This is a genomic window from Pseudomonas morbosilactucae (assembly GCF_023241665.1).
Classification (GTDB): Bacteria; Pseudomonadota; Gammaproteobacteria; order Pseudomonadales; family Pseudomonadaceae; genus Aquipseudomonas; species Aquipseudomonas morbosilactucae.
On sequence record NZ_JALQCX010000033.1, the window covers coordinates 108158 to 123529 of the forward strand.

Here is a 15372-nt window from a genome sequence, read left to right on the forward strand (position 1 = left end):
AACGAGTTGACGCCCTCGATAGTCTTGGCGCGTCTGCCGATGCTAGGATACAAGCCCTTCATTCTAGACATTGCGCCGCTTGGCGCCTAGTTGCCCATGCCCATTCAGAATTCCCCGTACAACGCCTTCGCCACCCTGCTCAGCAGCAGCGGTCACCCTGTTTCGCCTGCCGAATTGCACGGCCTGTTGCTGGGACGCAGTTGCGCCGGCGCCGGCTTTGAAGTCGACGGTTGGTTGGTGGATGCCGCCGAACTGCTCGAAGGCGAGCCGCAAGATAACGTCCGCAACGCCCTGATCGGCCTGCAGGAAATGGTCAAGGGCGAGCTGACCAGCGACGACATGACCGTGGTCCTGTTGCTGCCCAGCGACGATGCGCCGCTGACCGAACGTGCCGTGGCCCTGGGCCAGTGGTGCCAGGGTTTCCTCGCCGGTTTCGGCCTCAATTCCCGTGACAGCAGTGCCCTGAGCACCGAGGCCACGGAAGTGTTGCAAGACCTTGCCGCCATTGCCCAGGTACAGGACGCGCTGGAAGAGTCCGACGACGGCGAAAGCGACTATATGGAAGTCATGGAGTACCTGCGGGTCGCTCCCTTGCTGCTGTTCACCGAGACCAACAAAAGCGTGGCACCGGCTGCCAAGCCTTCTCTGCATTAATCGTTCGACAGGAAACTCCGTCTGCCCATGATCCATATCCCGAAATCGGAATACTCCCGCCGCCGCAAGGCGCTCATGGCGCAGATGGAACCCAACAGCATCGCGATCCTGCCGGCCGCTGCCGTGGCCATCCGCAACCGCGATGTCGAACACGTGTACCGTCAGGACAGCGATTTCCAGTACCTCAGCGGGTTCCCCGAGCCCCAGGCGGTGATCGTCCTGATGCCCGGTCGCGAGCACGGCGAATACGTGCTGTTCTGCCGTGAGCGCAACGCCGAACGCGAACTCTGGGACGGCCTGCGCGCTGGGCAAGAGGGCGCGATCCGTGACTACGGCGCCGACGACGCTTTCCCCATCACCGACATCGACGACATCCTGCCGGGCCTGATTGAAGGCCGTGACCGGGTCTACTCGGCCATGGGCAGCAACCCTGAATTCGATCGCCACCTGATGGACTGGATCAATGTGATCCGTTCCAAGGCGCACCTGGGCGCCCAGCCACCGAACGAGTTCGTTGCCCTGGATCATCTGCTGCACGACATGCGTCTGTATAAATCGGCAGCCGAAGTGAAGGTGATGCGCGAAGCCGCGAGGATTTCCGCCCAGGCCCACATCCGTGCCATGCAGGCCAGTCGTCCTGGCCTGTACGAGTTCAGCCTGGAGGCCGAGCTGGATTACGAGTTCCGCAAGGGCGGCGCGAAGATGCCGGCCTACGGTTCCATCGTCGCGGCCGGGCGCAATGGTTGCATCCTGCACTACCAGGAGAATGACGCCGTGCTCAAGGACGGCGACCTGGTGTTGATCGACGCCGGTTGCGAGATTGACTGCTACGCCAGCGACATTACCCGCACCTGGCCGGTCAACGGCACGTTTTCGCCGGAGCAGAAGGCGATCTATGAAGTGGTCCTGGCCTCCCAGGAAGCGGCCTTTGCCGAGATCGCGCCGAACAAGCACTGGAACCAGGCCCACGAGGCCACGGTGAAAGTGATCACCGCCGGCCTGGTGAGGTTGGGGCTGCTGGAAGGTGATGTCGACGAGCTGATCGCCAGCGAAGCCTACAAGGCCTTCTATATGCACCGCGCCGGTCACTGGCTGGGCATGGATGTGCATGACGTGGGCGAGTACAAAGTCGGCGACCAATGGCGAGTACTGGAGGTCGGCATGGCGCTGACGGTGGAGCCGGGTATCTACATTGCCCCGGACAATCTGAATGTGGCTAAGAAGTGGCGCGGCATTGGCGTGCGCATCGAGGACGACGTGGTAGTGACCAAGCAAGGGTGTGAAATTCTCACCAGTGGCGTGCCGAAAACCGTGGCCGAGATCGAGGCCTTGATGGCCGCTGCCCAGGTGCCGGCGCTGTGAGCCGGGTCAATCTGGCGATCATCGGCGGTGGCCTGGTCGGCGCCAGCCTGGCCCTGTCGTTGCAGGCCGGAGCCAAGGCCCGGGGCTGGAGGATCGTGCTGATCGAACCCTTCGCTCCGGGGGACAGCTATCAACCCAGCTACGACGCCCGTTCCTCGGCGCTGTCCTTTGGCGCGCGGCAGATTTATCAGCGCCTGGGCCTGTGGCAGGAGATCTCTCGCCGCGCCGAACCGATCAAGCAAATCCATGTGTCGGACCGGGGGCGGTTCTCCACTGCACGGCTGTCGGCCATGGAAGAAGGGGTTCCGGCCCTGGGCTATGTGGTGGAAAACGCCTGGCTCGGCCAGTGCCTCTGGCAGGGGCTGGATAAGGACGTGATCAGTTGGCGCTGCCCGGCTGAAGTCACCCGTCTTGAACCGCTGGAAGCCGGCTATCGCCTGACGCTGAATGATGAAACCACCCTGGAGTGCGACCTGGCGGTGCTGGCCGATGGCGGCCGCTCCGGGCTGCGTGAGCAACTGGGGATCGGGGTCAAGAAACGCCCCTACAACCAGAGTGCGCTGATCGCCAATATCACCCCCAGCGAAGCCCACAACGGCATGGCTTTCGAGCGTTTTACCGACGATGGGCCGATGGCCCTGCTGCCGCTGGCGGACAACCGCTGTGCGCTGGTCTGGACCCGCCAGGGGATGGACGCGCAACGCCTGGCGGCGCTGGATGAGCGCGCTTTTCTCAGCGAACTGCAGGGCGTGTTCGGCTATCGCCTGGGCACCCTGAAGCAAGTCGGCGCGCGGCACCTGTACCCCTTGTCCCTGGTCGAGGCCGAGGAGCAGGTGCGCTCCCACCTAGTGGTGCTGGGCAATGCTGCCCACAGCCTGCACCCGATTGCCGGCCAGGGTTTCAACCTGTCCCTGCGTGATGCCCAGGCCTTGGCCGATGCGCTGCTGGCCAGTGACCGCGTGCCGGGGGATTTCGCCACCTTGCAGGCTTATCGTGAGCGTCAGCGCCTGGATCAGGACCTGACCGTCGGCTTCTCTGACCAGGTCACCCGCTTGTTCGGCAGCCAACAGCCACTGGTGTCCTTGGGGCGCAACCTGGGCTTGCTGGGGCTGGACTTGTTGCCTCCGGCCAAGCGCTGGTTTGCCCGGCAGGCCATGGGCTTGGGGACGCGTCCCGATGCGTGAGTGGCTGACCCGGCGCCTGGGCAAGGCACGTTTGCTGCGTTGGATCATGAACCTTTACCCGCCGTATTTTGGCGCTGGTGTGCGAGTACGGGACATCAGTGCGGACTTTCGCGAAGTGCGGGTGGCCATGGGGCTGGGGTGGTACAACCGCAACTACGTCGGTACCCAGTTCGGTGGCAGCCTGTATTCCATGGTCGATCCGTTTTTCATGCTGATGCTGATGGAAAACCTGGGCCGCGAGTACATCGTCTGGGACAAGGCCGCGGCCATTGATTTCATCAGCCCCGGCAAGGGTCCGGTGTTCGCCCGGTTCAGTATCGACGAGCCGTTGCTCGACGAGATACGCCAACAAACCGCCCATGGCGACAAGTACCTGCCGCAGTTGCAGGTGGAGATCCACGACGGCGCCGGCACCTTGGTGGCGCGGGTCGATAAAACCCTTTACGTGCGGCTCAAGCCGCAAGCGAGACAGGCTTAAAGCATGGACATGCGCGCAGATCTGCTGATTGTCGGGGCCGGAATGGTCGGTAGCGCCCTGGCGCTGGCGCTGCAGGACAGCGGCCTGGACGTGCTGCTGCTGGACGGCAGCTCGCTGACGGTCAAGCCCTTCGAACCCGAGGCCGCGTTCGAGCCGCGGGTCAGTGCCTTGTCGGCTGCCAGCCAGCGGATCCTGCAACGCCTGGGGGCGTGGGACGGCGTGCTTCGGCGCCGCGCCAGCCCTTATGCGGACATGCAGGTCTGGGACGGCAGCGGCACCGGGCAGATTCACTTCTCCGCGGCCAGCGTGCATGCCGAGGTGCTCGGGCATATCGTCGAGAACCGGGTGGTGCAGGATGCGTTGCTGGAGCGCCTGCACCAGTGCGACCTGGGCATGTTGGCCAATGCTCGCCTGGAGCAGATGCGCCGCTCCGGCGATGACTGGCTGCTGACCTTGGCCGATGGCCGAACCCTGCGTGCGCCTCTGGTGATTGCCGCAGACGGCGCCAATTCGGCGGTGCGCCGCCTGACCGGTTGTGCCACCCGCGAGTGGGATTACCTGCACCACGCGATCGTCACCAGCGTGCGCAGCAGCCAGCCCCATCAACGCACGGCCTGGCAGCGCTTTACCGACAACGGCCCCTTGGCGTTCCTGCCCCTTGAGCGTGATGGGCAAGAGGATTGGTGCTCCATTGTCTGGTCGACCACCCCGACCGAGGCCGAGCGCCTGATGGCCCTGGACGATGACACGTTTTGCAGCGAGCTGGAGCGAGCCTTTGAAGGCCGCCTGGGCTCAGTGCTGAGTGCCGACCCGCGGTTGTGCGTGCCGTTGCGCCAGCGTCATGCCAAGCGCTATGTCGCCGAGGGGCTGGCCTTGATTGGCGATGCGGCCCACACCATTCACCCGTTGGCGGGGCAGGGGGTCAACCTGGGCTTTCTGGACGCGGCGGTGCTGGCCGAGGTGCTGCTGCAGGCGGCCGGCCGTGGCGAGCGGCTGGCCGATGCCAAGGTGCTGAGTCGCTACGAGCGGCGGCGCATGCCCCACAACCTGGCGCTGATGGCGGCGATGGAGGGCTTCGAGCGCTTGTTCCAGGCCGACCCGCTGCCCTTGCGCTGGTTGCGCAATACCGGGCTCAAGGTGGTCGAGCAGATGCCTGAAGCCAAGGCGCTGTTTGTGCGTCAGGCGCTGGGCCTCAGCGGTGATCTGCCGGCCCTGGCCAAAGCCTGAAGCCCGTGGCCTGAGCCGGCTTGGCGGTGATGCCGGCCGCACCTGCCAGGCCTATGCAACATCTGGTAACTCCTCGGCGCCGGGTTCGGTTGAGATGCTAAATGTGAGTCCTTATCATTTCGCCTCATTTTGAATTCGAGAGACTGCTCCCATGTTGGTACCTAAGCGTCTACTGACTGCCCTGGCACTCACCCTCATTGGCGGCACCGCCCAGGCGGCGGATGAGGTGGTGGTCTATTCCTCGCGGATCGACGAGCTGATCAAGCCGGTGTTCGATGCCTACACCGAGAAGACCGGGGTCAAGGTCAAGTTCATCACCGACAAGGAAGCCCCGTTGATGCAGCGGATCAAGGCCGAGGGCGAGAACGCCACGGCCGACCTGCTGCTCACCGTGGACGCCGGCAACCTTTGGCAAGCCGAGCAGATGGGCATTCTGCAGCCCTTCACCTCCAAGGTCATCGACGCCAACATTCCCCTGCAATACCGCGCATCTTCCCACGCCTGGACCGGCCTCAGCCTGCGGGCGCGGACCCTGGCCTACTCCACCGACCGGGTCAAACCAGCTGACCTGACCACCTACGAAGCCCTGGCCGGCAAGCAGTGGGAAGGTCGCCTGTGCCTGCGTACAGCGAAGAAGGTCTACAACCAATCGCTGACCGCCACCCTGATCGAAACCCACGGTGCGGCGAAGACCGAGGAAATCCTCAAGGGCTGGGTCAACAACCTGTCCACCGACGTGTTCTCCGATGACATCGCGGTGCTGGAGGCGATCAACGCCGGGCAATGCGATGTGGGCATCGTCAACACCTACTACTACGGCCGCCTGCACAAGCAGAAGCCGGACTTGGCGGTGAAGCTGTTCTGGCCGAACCAGGGTGACCGTGGCGTGCATGTCAACCTGTCGGGCATCGGCCTGACCAAGCACGCGCCACACCCGGAAGCCGCCAAGGCCCTGGTGGAGTGGATGACCACCCCGGAAGCGCAGAAGATCTTTGCCGACGTCAACCAGGAGTTCCCGGCCAACCCGGCGGTGAAACCGTCGGCTGAAGTGGCCAGTTGGGGCAAGTTCGTCGCCGACACCCTGCCCGTGGAAATCGCCGGCAAGCGCCAGGCCGAAGCCATTCGCTTGATGGACCGTGCTGGCTGGAACTAAGCCTGCCGTTATACTGCGCCCCGCTTCTGCGGGGCGTTTTTTTATTGGCCCCCTCACACATCGCAGGCTCATAACGCCCTGCACGAGAGAGCTTGCCCTTGGCCCATCCCGCCCAACGCCGTTGGTACCTGCCGGTTTTTGCTGTCGCCGCCCTGGTGCTGCTGCCGCTGAGCGTGCTGGTGCTGTCCTGGCAAAATATCGACCCGCAAATCTGGTCCCACTTGTGGGAAACCCAGATGCCGCGCCTGCTGGGCAACACCCTGACCCTGGTACTCGGAGTGGGCGTCGGCGTGACCCTGCTGGGTGTCAGCCTGGCGTGGCTCACCAGCCTCTGTGAATTTCCCGGGCGCCGCTGGCTGGACTGGGCCTTGATGCTGCCGTTCGCCATTCCCGCCTACGTGCTGGCCTTTGTCTTTGTCGGCCTGCTGGACTTTGCCGGCCCGGTGCAAAGCCTGTTGCGCGAGTGGTTCGGCCCGGGCCTGCGCCTGCCGCGGGTGCGCTCCACCGGCGGCGTGATCCTGGTGCTGGTGCTGGTGTTCTACCCCTACGTCTACCTGTTGGCGCGTACCGCGTTCCTGGCCCAGGGCAAGGGCCTGATGGAAGCTGCACGGGTGCTCGGGCAGTCGCCCTGGCAGGCATTCTGGCGCGTGGCCCTGCCCATGGCGCGACCGGCCATTGGCGCCGGTGTGGCCCTGGCGCTGATGGAGACCCTGGCGGATTTCGGCGCGGTGGCGGTGTTCAATTTCGACACCTTCACCACCGCCATCTACAAAACCTGGTACGGCTTCTTCAGCCTCTCCAGCGCGGCGCAACTGGCCAGCCTGTTGCTGTTGGCGGTGATGTTGGTGCTCTATGGCGAGCGTCGGGCCCGAGGGGCCAGCCGCGCGGGTAACGAACGGCCCCGGGGCAAGGCGCTGTATCACCTGCACGGGGCCAAGGCCTTGGCAGCCAGCGCCTGGTGCCTGCTGGTGTTCGCCTGCGCCTTTGTGATCCCCATGCTGCAACTGGTGGTGTGGTTCTGGCAGCGGGGGCGCTTCGACCTGGACGAGCGTTATGCCGGGCTGATTGTCCACACCTTGTACCTGGGCGGCATGGCGGCGCTGATCACCGTGTCCGTGGCGCTGCTGCTGGCCTTCGCCCGACGCCTGGCGCCGAACCGCACGATCAGCACCGGCGTCAGCCTGGCCAACCTGGGCTATGCGTTGCCGGGCTCGGTGCTGGCCGTGTCGATCATGTTGGCCTTCAGCTACCTGGATCGGGAGCTGGTGATCCCGCTGTCGAGCTGGCTCGGCGGGGCGGGCAAGCCGTTGCTGCTGGGCAGCCTCTCGGCCTTGATACTGGCGTATTTGGTGCGCTTTATCGCGGTGGCCTATGGGCCACTGGAAAGCAGCCTGGCGCGGATCCGTCCGTCCTTGCCGGAAGCTGCCCGCAGTTTGGGGGTCAGCGGGCCACGACTGTTTTTCAAAGTGTATCTACCGTTATTGCTGCCGGGGACCTTGAGCGCAGCGCTGCTGGTGTTCGTCGACGTGCTCAAGGAAATGCCCGCCACCCTGCTGATGCGCCCGTTCGGCTGGGACACGTTGGCGGTGCGGATCTTCGAGATGACCAGCGAGGGTGAGTGGGCGCGTGCATCTCTGCCGGCCCTGACCCTGGTGCTGGTGGGCCTGCTACCGGTGATTGGCCTGATTCGCCGCTCCGCCGCACGAATCGGTTAGGTGCCAGCCCACGACCTTGCGGCTACAATGCGCGGCATTCGGTGCGGTCCGCTGTATCAGCCGGGTCGCTGAAGCCGGTTGAAAGCCCGTGGACGCGAGGTTTTTACCCGTTTCAGCGTTGTCCGCACCTTCGCCACGCCCGGAAGGAGAAACCCATGGGACAGCGTACGCCTCTGTATGACCTGCACCTCGCCCTTGGCGCGAAGATGGTCGATTTTGGCGGTTGGGATATGCCCTTGCATTACGGCTCCCAGGTCGAGGAACACCATGAGGTGCGCCGTGACTGTGGGGTTTTCGATGTATCCCACATGACCGTGATCGACATCAGCGGCGCCCAGGCCACCGCCTGGCTCCAGCACTTGCTGGCCAATGACGTCGAGCGCCTGCAAAGCACCGGCAAGGCGTTGTACAGCGCCATGCTCAACGAGCAGGGCGGCATCGTCGACGACATGATTGTGTACCGCACCGAGGCCGGTTATCGCCTGGTGGTCAACGCCGCCACCCGGGACCAGGACCTGGCTTGGATGCAGGCCCAGCGCGGGGACTATCAAGTCCAGTTGCAGGAACGTCCGGAGCTGGCCATGTTGGCCATTCAAGGGCCCCAGGCGCGGCACAAGATCGCCGAACTGGTGAGCCAGTCCCGTGGCGCCCTGATTCAGCAGCTCAAGCCTTTTGAAGCCCATTTCGACGGTGACTGGTTTATTGCGCGCACCGGCTACACCGGTGAAGACGGCCTGGAGATCGCCTTGCCGGCGGACCAGGCCCCGGCTTTTTTCAACGACCTGGTCGGTGCCGGTATCTCACCGATCGGCCTGGGTGCCCGTGACACCCTGCGCCTTGAAGCCGGCATGAACCTCTACGGCCAGGACATTCATCAGACGGTATCGCCCCTGGCGGCCAATATGGCCTGGAGCATTGCCTGGGAACCCAGCTCGCGCAAATTCATCGGCCGCACTGCCCTGGAAGCCGAGCGGGCGTCCGGCGTGAAGCAGAAATTGGTGGGGTTGGTGCTGGAGGAACGCGGGGTTTTGCGCGCTCATCAGGTGGTGCGCATCGCCGATGTTGGCGAAGGTGAGATCACCAGTGGTAGTTTCTCTCCTACGTTGAGCAAATCGATCGCCCTGGCGCGGGTACCGATGGCCACCGCTGACCGTGCCGAGGTGGAGATCCGTGGCAAGTGGTACCCGGTCCGGGTGGTTAAACCGACCTTTGTGCGCCACGGCAAAACCTTGATCTAACTTATTTCCGGCGTGCGTCGAGCCGCTGACATTTCTTCTTGAGGACACAGAACATGAGCGATATCCCTGCCGACCTGCGTTTTGCCGAAAGCCATGAATGGGCCCGTCTGGAAGCCGATGGCAGCGTGACCGTGGGTATCAGCGACCACGCCCAGGAAGCCCTGGGTGACGTGGTGTTCGTCGAGCTGACCGAAGTCGGCAACCAGTTCGGTGCTGGCGACCAGGCCGGTGTGGTGGAGTCCGTGAAGGCGGCTTCCGACATCTATGCGCCGGTGGCTGGCGAGGTGATTGCAGTCAACGAAGACCTCAGCGCCAGCCCTGAATTGCTCAACAGCGACCCGTACGGCGCCTGGATCTTCAAGCTCAAGCCGAGCAACCCGGCTGACCTGGACAAGCTGCTGGACGCTGCCGGCTACAAGGCCGCTATCGGCGAGTAAGCCGCTCCCCACGAGCAAGCGGCCCTGTTGCAGGTGCACGCTTGCTTGCGTTGGCCGATCAACGTGCCAACACCTCTTTCACAGCAGCTACCGAGCGCTCCACGTCGCTCAGGCTCATGCTGCTGAACATCGGCAACGAGACGATCAAGCGACCGACCCGTTCCGCCACGCTAAACATTCCCTCCTTGAAGCCGCGTTCGCGGTACAGGCTGAGCAAGTGAATCGGTGGGTAGTGATAGCCGATGCCAATCCCCCGTTCCTGCATCTGCTCCATGAAAGTGGCTCGTGCCGGCTTGCCGTCACCGCGTTCCGGCAGCACCAGTTGGAACAAGTGCCAGTTGCTCTGGGTGAAGTCCGCGGGTGGCAATTGGGCGCCGTAGCGCGCCTCGAAGTCGCTGCCGAAACATTCGAAGTAATGCCGGGCCAGGGCCCGTCGGTGGGCGGTGAGGGCATGGATATGGGCGAACTGGCCGAGGCCGATGGCGGCGGCCACATCGGTCATATTGAACTTGCCGCCCAGCACGTCCACATCCAGGCCGTCGAAGCCGTTGCGGGTCACGCCCTGCAGGCGGTATTTCTCCGCCAGGCGCACTTCTTCGGCGTTGTTCAGCACCAGGCAGCCGCCTTCGGCGCAGGTAACGTTCTTGTTGGCCTGGAAGCTGAACGAGACAAAGTCGCCCGTGGCGCCGATGCGCTGGCCGTTCCAGCTTGACCCCAAGGCCTGGGCGGCATCTTCCACCACCCGCATGCCGTGGCGCTGGGCCAGGGCGTACAGGCGCGACATGTCCACCGGCAAGCCCGCGAGGTACACCGGGATGATGGCTTTGGTGCGGGGGGTGATGGCGGCTTCGACCTGGGCCAGGTCGATGTTGCGGGTGACCGGGTCGATATCGGCAAATACCGGGGTGGCGCCGACTTCGAGAATCACGTTGGCGGTCGCCACCCAGGAGATCGGCGTGGTAATGACCTCATCACCCGGGCCGATGCCGGCAATACGCAGGGCAATCTCCATGGTGCAGGTGCCGGAGTTGAAGGTGCGCACCGGGCGCCCGCCGAAGTACTCCGAGAGTTGTGCCTCAAACGCCTGGACCTTGGGGCCGCTGGTGATCCAGCCGGAACGCAGCACCTCGCCAACGGCGGCGATGGTGGCTTCATCGATGGTGGGTTTGGAGAACGGCAGGAAAGGCAGCTGGCTCATGACGATGGGCACCCGATAAGCGGACGATGAAGGCGTGGATAACGGCGCACCGTGGCGGCGCCAGCAAAGGCCAGCATCATGGTCCGTCTGCCGTCGCCGCGCCAGACCGTCGCTGCCGGGATCGGCTGCTATGCTGCGTTGACCGTGTTGCATCGAGGCTGAGTGCCAGCCAAGAGAGAGCCCGTCATGTCCCAGTTGTTGCCTCTGAGCCAGTTGCGCGACCCCCATGCTTTTCTGCGACGTCACCTGGGGCCCGATGCGGCCGAGCAGCAAGCCATGCTCGACAGCCTGGGGCTGGGTAGCCGGGTCGAATTGATCGAGCAGACGGTGCCGCCGGGCATCCGCCTGAATCGCCCGCTGGAGTTGCCACCCGCCCTGGATGAAGCGGCGGCGCTGGCCAGGCTGCGGGGGTATGCCGAGCAGAATGAGCTGTGGACCAGCCTGATCGGCATGGGTTACCACGGCACCCTGACGCCGACGGTAATCCTGCGCAACGTCCTGGAAAACCCGGGTTGGTACACCGCGTACACGCCTTATCAGCCGGAGATTGCCCAGGGCCGGCTGGAGGCCTTGCTCAACTTTCAGCAACTGACCATCGACCTCACCGGGCTCGACCTGGCCAACGCCTCGTTACTGGACGAGGCCACGGCAGCGGCGGAAGCCATGGCCCTGGCCAAGCGCGTGGCCAAGTCCAAGAGCAACCTGTTCTTCGTCGATGAAAACTGCCATCCCCAGACCCTGTCCGTGGTGCAGACCCGGGCCGAAGGCTTCGGCATCGAACTGGTGGTGGATACGCCGCAGAACCTGGCTGCGCATCAGGTATTCGGCGCCTTGTTGCAGTACCCGGACACCCACGGGGAGATTCTTGACCTGCGGCCGCTGATCGACCAGTTGCACGCGCAGCAGGCCCTGGCGTGTGTCGCTGCCGACTTGCTGAGCCTGTTGCTGCTGACGCCTCCCGGTGAAATGGGCGCCGATGTGGTCTTCGGTTCGTCCCAGCGCTTTGGCGTGCCCATGGGCTACGGCGGGCCCCACGCGGCGTATTTTGCCTGCCGCGACGAGTTCAAGCGGGCGATGCCCGGGCGCATCATCGGCGTCTCCCGGGACGCCCGGGCAACGTTGCCCTGCGCATGGCGCTGCAAACCCGCGAGCAACATATTCGCCGGGAGAAGGCCAACTCCAACATCTGCACGGCTCAGGTGCTGCTGGCCAATATCGCCAGCTTCTATGCCGTCTATCACGGCCCTGTGGGGCTCAAGCGCATCGCCCAACGGGTGCATCGGCTGACCTGCATCCTCGCCAGTGGCCTTGAGCGGCACGGCATCAAGCGCCTGAACCGGAGCTTCTTCGACACCCTGACCCTGGAAGTCGGCGGCAGCCAGACAGCGATTATCGAGAGCGCCAAGGCGTTGCACATCAATCTGCGGATTCTCGGGCGTGGCCATTTGGGCTTGAGCCTGGATGAAACCTGCGATGAAACCACTGTGGCCCGGTTGTTTGATGTGTTTCTCGGTGCCGACCATGGCCTGGACGTCGCGCAACTGGATGCCGAGGCGCTGGAGTCGGGCATCCCCGATGAACTGTTGCGCACCAGCCGCTACCTGACCCATCCGGTGTTCAGCGCTCACCACAGCGAAACCGAGATGCTGCGCTACCTCAAGCAGCTGGAAAACAAGGACCTGGCCCTCAACCAATCGATGATCCCCCTGGGCTCCTGCACCATGAAGCTCAATGCCAGCAGCGAGATGATCCCCATCACCTGGCCGGCCTTCGCCAACCTGCATCCGTTCGTGCCTCGCGAGCAGGCGCGGGGCTATACGTTGCTGATCGATGAGCTGGAGCGCTGGTTATGTGCGATCACCGGTTTCGATGCGGTGTGCATGCAGCCCAACTCCGGTGCCCAGGGTGAGTACGCGGGGCTGCTGGCGATTCGCAAATACCATGAAAGCCGGGGGCAGGGCGGGCGGCATATCTGCCTGATCCCGGCGTCGGCCCACGGCACCAACCCGGCATCGGCGCAAATGGCCGGCATGCACGTGGTGATCGTCGATTGCGACGAGGCTGGCAATGTCGATCTTGAAGACCTCAAGGCCAAGGCCCTGGCCGCCGGCGAGCAGTTGTCCTGCCTGATGGCGACGTACCCCTCGACCCACGGTGTCTACGAGGAAGGCATCCGCGAGATCTGTGAGGTGATCCACCGCCACGGCGGCCAGGTGTACATGGACGGCGCCAACCTCAATGCCCAGGTGGGCCTGGCCCGCCCGGCGGACATTGGTGCCGATGTGTCCCACATGAACCTGCACAAGACTTTTTGCATTCCCCATGGCGGGGGCGGGCCGGGCATGGGGCCCATCGGCGTGCGTGCGCACCTGGCGCCCTTTGTCGCCAACCACCCGGTGGTGCCGATCGACGGGCCCCTGCCGCAGAACCCTGCCGTCAGCGCCGCGCCCTGGGGCAGCGCCAGTATCTTGCCCATCAGTTGGATGTACATCGCCATGATGGGCCCGCAATTGGCGGATGCCAGCGAGGTGGCGATCCTCGCGGCCAACTACCTGGCCCAGCAACTCGGCGGTGCATTCCCGGTGCTCTACAGCGGGCGTAACGGCCGGGTGGCCCATGAATGCATTCTTGATCTGCGCCCGCTCAAGGCCCTGACTGGCATCAGCGAAGAGGACGTGGCCAAGCGCCTGATGGATTACGGTTTCCATGCCCCGACCATGTCGTTCCCGGTGCCGGGCACGCTGATGGTCGAGCCGACCGAAAGCGAGTCCAAGGCCGAGCTGGACCGGTTTGTCGAAGCCATGTTGAGCATCCGCGCGGAGATTGCCCAGGTCCAGGACGGTCATTGGCCGCCTGACAACAACCCGCTCAAGGGCGCGCCTCATACGCTGGCGGACATCACTGGCGTTTGGGAACGGCCCTACAGCATTGAGCGCGCGGTATTGCCCAGCGCCCATACCAAGGCCCACAAATATTGGCCTACGGTCAACCGGGTGGACAACGTCTATGGCGACCGCAACCTGTTTTGCGCCTGCGTACCGGTGGACGCCTACCGCTGAGCGCTGTGGCTTCGTCGGGCAAAAAAAAGCCGCTTGCCTCATAAGAGGAAGCGGCTTTTTTTAGCTTGCGCAGATCATTCCTGGGCGACGGCGTTCTTCGCCAGGATCGCGTTGGCCAGTTCCATGTCCGTGGCCTGCAGGCCCGGGTTCTCGGCACGCACTTTCTGCATGGCGGCTTCCAGGTACGGACCGCGGATGCTGCCTTCACTGGCGACAAAACTACCGGCATCGTCCTGGGCAGCAACGATCAGTTTGTGGTCCTTGAAGGTCAGGTAGGTGGAACCGGTGGTGGCACCGGAGGAAATGACGTTACGCCAGAAGCTGTCGGCCATTGCCGAACCGACAGGGAGGGAAAGCAAGGCAAGTGTTGCGACAGCTATTTTTAGACGCATGGTGAGTGACTCCGACTGGGGGGTATCTGGAATAATTTGATTACAGACGACCCGAATGAGTTCCGTGGCCGGTGCATAAGGTTTTCGACCTGCGGTGGATGCTATGCAGGCGAGTGCGCGTTTTAACGGCGCTACGTGTCATCCGCGGTATGCCCGCCGGGTAAAATTTGGCACGATGCGCGGCTTCTGCCAGAGCACGGATGTTCCCCCTTGATTTTCGGCCCCAGCCCCATCGCGCTCATGTACCTGTATCTGTTGCTGATCCTTTTCGGTGTCAGCGTGGCGGGATTGGTATCCCTGGTCATGGCGCTGCGTCACCCGGAAAAACGCCAGCGGCTGCGCAAGCGTCTGTGGCTGCACGTACCCCTGACACTGGTGATGCTGTTTTTCGTCGGCCTGGGGCTCAAGTTTGTCTGGGGCATGGTGGCGCTCTCCATCGCCCAGCAAGAGCGCACCCAGGCGCTGAACCCGCGGCTGCAAGCCGATCTGCAACTGGACGAACTGCATTTCCCGGCGGGGACTCTGGTCAAGCTCGATACCCTGGACCCGGTGGACTGGAAGGGGGAGTCGCAGCTGTCGGGCCTGCAAAGCGTTGAACATGCGACGTTCACGGCGCCGCAGACGGTGCTGGGCGTGCAGGTCAGCGAAATAGAGATGCCGCTGCATTATTACTTTTCAAAACTGTTGCTGGTGGACGACCAGCCAGTGGCGGGCTGGCCCTGCAAGGGCGGCGGCTGGGTCAGCTTTGACCGCAGCGTTGAAGACCGGACCTTTCCCAGCCGCTGGCGTTTCGATGAATGCCATCTGAGCCCGGAGGCTCGGTTGGCCGATGTCACCTGGCCCGCGGGTAGCCAGGTGTTCCACGAGTCCTCGGGCTTTATCGTGCGCACTGACGGTGAGGTGCCGCGTCCCGTGGCGTACCAGGGCATGCAGTTCCTGTCGCTGACCCTGGATCTGGATGAGAACCAGCAGTTGCGCCAATGGTCAGGAGTCCTGGCCAAGCCGGTGCAGCTTGGAGAATGGCATTACCCGGCAGGCATGCGCGTGCGCCAGGATGCGCCGGATCGTCTATTGTTCAGCCCGACCCAAGAGTCCACCGCGGTTAACCACCAGACCCGCAAGAAGCTGTCCGTGGGGCGCTCCATTCTGCAGCGGCGTGACGACGGCGCGGTGCTGGATATCCAGCCCAATGACAAGGTCGGGGTGAGCGACTGGGAGTCGTTCGGAAGCTAGGCCCTGCACGAAAACCAGCTGTGCTTCGATCATGTGGCCTTA

Annotated in this window: 12 protein-coding genes and 1 pseudogene; 11 read left to right on the forward strand and 2 right to left on the reverse strand. The window is 63.8% G+C overall.

Features of this window, described 5'->3' with window-relative positions:
• The first annotated feature begins 96 nt into the window (after positions 1–96).
• The 9 genes from M1B35_RS18000 to gcvH all read left to right on the forward strand — a co-directional run bounded on the left by M1B35_RS18000 (position 97) and on the right by gcvH (position 9448).
• Positions 97–654: a YecA/YgfB family protein gene (locus tag M1B35_RS18000; protein ID WP_123327738.1), complete on the forward strand. Its 558-nt coding sequence runs from the start codon at positions 97–99 to the stop codon at positions 652–654.
• A 27-nt stretch (positions 655–681) separates the two neighbouring features.
• Positions 682–2016: a Xaa-Pro aminopeptidase gene (gene pepP, locus M1B35_RS18005; protein WP_268262678.1), complete on the forward strand. Its 1335-nt coding sequence runs from the start codon at positions 682–684 to the stop codon at positions 2014–2016.
• Positions 2013–3200 (forward strand): 2-octaprenyl-6-methoxyphenyl hydroxylase, encoded by a 1188-nt coding sequence (ubiH, locus tag M1B35_RS18010; protein ID WP_123327736.1) that lies wholly within the window; start codon positions 2013–2015, stop codon positions 3198–3200. Before pepP ends, ubiH begins: the two co-directional genes overlap by 4 nt.
• On the forward strand, positions 3193–3678 hold the full coding sequence (locus M1B35_RS18015; RefSeq protein WP_268262679.1) for a DUF4442 domain-containing protein: 486 nt from the start codon (positions 3193–3195) through the stop codon (positions 3676–3678). Before ubiH ends, M1B35_RS18015 begins: the two co-directional genes overlap by 8 nt.
• A gap of 9 nt (positions 3679–3687) precedes the next feature.
• Positions 3688–4905: a 2-octaprenyl-3-methyl-6-methoxy-1,4-benzoquinol hydroxylase gene (locus tag M1B35_RS18020; protein ID WP_268262741.1), complete on the forward strand. Its 1218-nt coding sequence runs from the start codon at positions 3688–3690 to the stop codon at positions 4903–4905.
• A gap of 151 nt (positions 4906–5056) precedes the next feature.
• Positions 5057–6058, forward strand: a complete 1002-nt coding sequence (locus M1B35_RS18025; RefSeq protein WP_268262680.1) for an extracellular solute-binding protein — start codon at positions 5057–5059, stop codon at positions 6056–6058.
• 98 nt (positions 6059–6156) lie between these two features.
• Positions 6157–7773 (forward strand): ABC transporter permease, encoded by a 1617-nt coding sequence (locus M1B35_RS18030; RefSeq protein ID WP_268262681.1) that lies wholly within the window; start codon positions 6157–6159, stop codon positions 7771–7773.
• A 155-nt stretch (positions 7774–7928) separates the two neighbouring features.
• Entirely contained in the window at positions 7929–9011 is a 1083-nt protein-coding gene (gcvT, locus tag M1B35_RS18035) for a glycine cleavage system aminomethyltransferase GcvT (protein ID WP_123327732.1), read from the forward strand.
• A 53-nt stretch (positions 9012–9064) separates the two neighbouring features.
• Positions 9065–9448, forward strand: a complete 384-nt coding sequence (gene gcvH / locus M1B35_RS18040) for a glycine cleavage system protein GcvH (RefSeq protein ID WP_123327731.1) — start codon at positions 9065–9067, stop codon at positions 9446–9448.
• 58 nt (positions 9449–9506) lie between these two features.
• Here gcvH and M1B35_RS18045 read toward each other — a convergent pair whose 3' ends face one another.
• Positions 9507–10646 (reverse strand): DegT/DnrJ/EryC1/StrS family aminotransferase, encoded by a 1140-nt coding sequence (locus tag M1B35_RS18045; protein ID WP_268262682.1) that lies wholly within the window; start codon positions 10644–10646, stop codon positions 9507–9509.
• A 186-nt stretch (positions 10647–10832) separates the two neighbouring features.
• On the opposite strand from M1B35_RS18045, the pseudogene gcvP reads away from it, so the two are divergent.
• Positions 10833–13705: pseudogene (gcvP, locus tag M1B35_RS18050) on the forward strand (aminomethyl-transferring glycine dehydrogenase).
• Between the two features lie 74 nt (positions 13706–13779).
• Here the strand turns inward: gcvP and M1B35_RS18055 are convergent.
• On the reverse strand, positions 13780–14097 hold the full coding sequence (locus M1B35_RS18055) for a DUF2388 domain-containing protein (protein ID WP_123327728.1): 318 nt from the start codon (positions 14095–14097) through the stop codon (positions 13780–13782).
• Positions 14098–14307: 210 nt separating this feature from the next.
• Here M1B35_RS18055 and M1B35_RS18060 point away from each other — a divergent pair, with 210 nt between their 5' ends.
• Positions 14308–15330, forward strand: a complete 1023-nt coding sequence (locus M1B35_RS18060; protein WP_268262683.1) for a hypothetical protein — start codon at positions 14308–14310, stop codon at positions 15328–15330.
• Positions 15331–15372 lie beyond the last annotated feature (42 nt).